The sequence below is a fragment of the uncultured Rothia sp. genome, assembly GCF_937976295.1.
In the GTDB taxonomy this organism is placed as follows: Bacteria; Actinomycetota; Actinomycetes; order Actinomycetales; family Micrococcaceae; genus Rothia.
Genome location: NZ_CALJRY010000003.1, coordinates 1 through 2,406, shown reverse-complemented (window position 1 = coordinate 2,406; position 2,406 = coordinate 1). Strand labels below are relative to the sequence as shown.

1 protein-coding gene is annotated in these 2,406 nt (G+C 57.9%); it reads right to left on the bottom strand.

The window, feature by feature from the left end:
- Positions 1-119 precede the first annotated feature (119 nt).
- On the bottom strand, positions 120-2,144 hold the full coding sequence (locus tag Q0216_RS00035) for a serine/threonine-protein kinase (protein WP_298591811.1): 2,025 nt from the start codon (positions 2,142-2,144) through the stop codon (positions 120-122).
- Positions 2,145-2,406 lie beyond the last annotated feature (262 nt).

Here is a 2,406-nt window from a genome sequence, read left to right as displayed (position 1 = left end):
AGCCTCCTGTTTGTTGGACTTTAGTTTCGTTGTCCAAGAAACGGGAGGCAGTTCAGAGTCACCCTCTCAGCCGTGGGGGCTTTCTGCATACCAGCGGCAGCTAGCCTAGAGTGCCACCGTTAGCGGGTGATAATCGCGAAGTCGCTGCTGGACAGGTTCGTGAAATTACCAATCTGCGCGTTCACACGGCACTTAGACGTCACCGACAGCGCCGTCACCACCCGCTGATCCTCAGACACCAACACATGCCCCGAACAACCATCCGAAAAACTAATCAACTGCGCATCCGGAGAAATCGCCTGAACCAGCGTCGAAAACTCACCCGTACGCGGCAAAACCATCAACGGATTCAACTCATCCGCACCACTGGGCCACACCGGAACCACCGTCACCGGCAAAACACTCTGATTCACCACACGAGAAGGAACCCGCAACTCAATCGACCGCAAACGCTGAATCGGGTACGCCGTCGAACGAACCTCCCTGTCAGAAATAGCCTTCGACGTCTCAGAATCAATACGGTTCACCCACTCCTCAAAAGCACGCGAATCCTTAAACTCAGCAGACACATTCGCCCGAACCTGCACCACACCATTAGCCGGGATACTCACCTCAGACAGATTCCACGAACACGGAACATCCACCGCAGTCACACTCGACTGATTCTTCGACACACCAGAAGACGCCTGACCGGCATCCCACGTCACCGAAGCACACGAACCACCCTCAACACCGGGAAGCACCTGCAAAATATCGCCCCGAAGAGCCGACTTCTGCGACGAAAACTCAAAAGTCAGGCGAGCACTCTTATCCCGCGGGTTATACGTACCCTCAATACGGGTACCCAAACCACTCGGCAAAGACGCCGAACTACGGCTCGAAGCAGACCAAGACTCAGCCGTCTTAGACGAACCCTTACCGCCGCTCAAACCCACAAAAGCGAGCACACCCACAAGAATCAAAGAACCCAGGATAGCGCCCCACACCAGCGGGCGGCGCAACGGCGAACGGGCAGGCTCCTCTTCCTCAACAACCTCATCAGGAACATATGCCGGCTGCTCCACCACAAAAGGAGCGCGGATAACCGTCTCATTCTGCGCCTGACCCAGCGACGGCATACCCGCACCATACAGCTCCGTAACATTCTGCCCGGGCACCGCAGAAACAGCAGGCTCAGCACCATGAACCACCGTAGGTGTATAGCCCACAGCACCCGAAGACACCTCAACCCAGCGAGGAAGCACCGTATCAGCCGTGAAACCCTCAGCTAAAAGACGCAACTTAGCGGCAGCCTCAGCCGCACCAGGACGCTGAACCGGGTTCTCCGCCAACATCCCGTGAAGCACCTCAGCAACCTCAGCCGGAATCTGCGGCGACACCTGCACCGCACCACCACGCGCCGGAAGAGGACGCGCCGCCACCAACAACTCATGAAGAGTCACTGCGCACGCATAAACATCCACCGCCGGAGTAGCCACACCATGCGCAGAACGCTCCGGAGCCATATACCCCGGAGTACCAGAAAACGAACGAGAAGAACCCGAACCCGCAGAGCCAGTAAAAGAAGCAATACCGAAATCAGCCACACGAACCTGCTGATCCAGAGACTCCCCCAAAACACCGCTCAGCAGAACATTCTCCGGCTTAATATCCAGATGCATCACGCCCCGACGGTGAGCAAACTCCGCCGCATTCAGAACCTGCACCATCAGACTCAACGCCAAACGAACCGGCAACGGACCCTCAGAATCCAGCTTCTGACGCAACGAACCGCCATGCTGAAACTCCGTCACCAGAGCCAGCACACCGCCCTCAACCACCATGTCCGTCAATGGCACAATATGAGGATGCGACAGCGCCAACAGTACCGAACGCTCACGCACAAAAGACTCAAGAACCACAGGGTTCTCCGCAAGCTCCGGACGCAAAACCTTCGCCGCGTACAGAGCCCACGAGCCGCTCATCGTAGCAGCCCACACCTCACCGACCGCACCGGAACCCACCCGGCGCACCAAACGATACGAAGAGCCAAGGGGAGCGCCCGCAACCAAGCCACCCGCGGGCTGACCAGCAGCCTGCGGGGCAGGATGAGCATCACGACGCTCCGAGCCGGAGTACTGCGGCGAACCAGCAGGTACAGTCACGGGCTAACTCCTTAACATCAACTTCACAACAAGCAGGGCGACTCCCCAGAGGGGTGACCCCCACAGCAAAATAGCCGGTAAAGTTACACGATACCTCACCACACGCCAGACAAGCCCTACAGCCCGCCACGGTGCTGAGAATCCTCCGGACTCATCAGCTGCACCAGAACCGGCGACCCGGCAAGGAACGCGTAGCCACGACCAACACTCAGCTGAACCGGGGCGCGCCTCGGAATAGAACCGAACATGTCCATATCCGTAT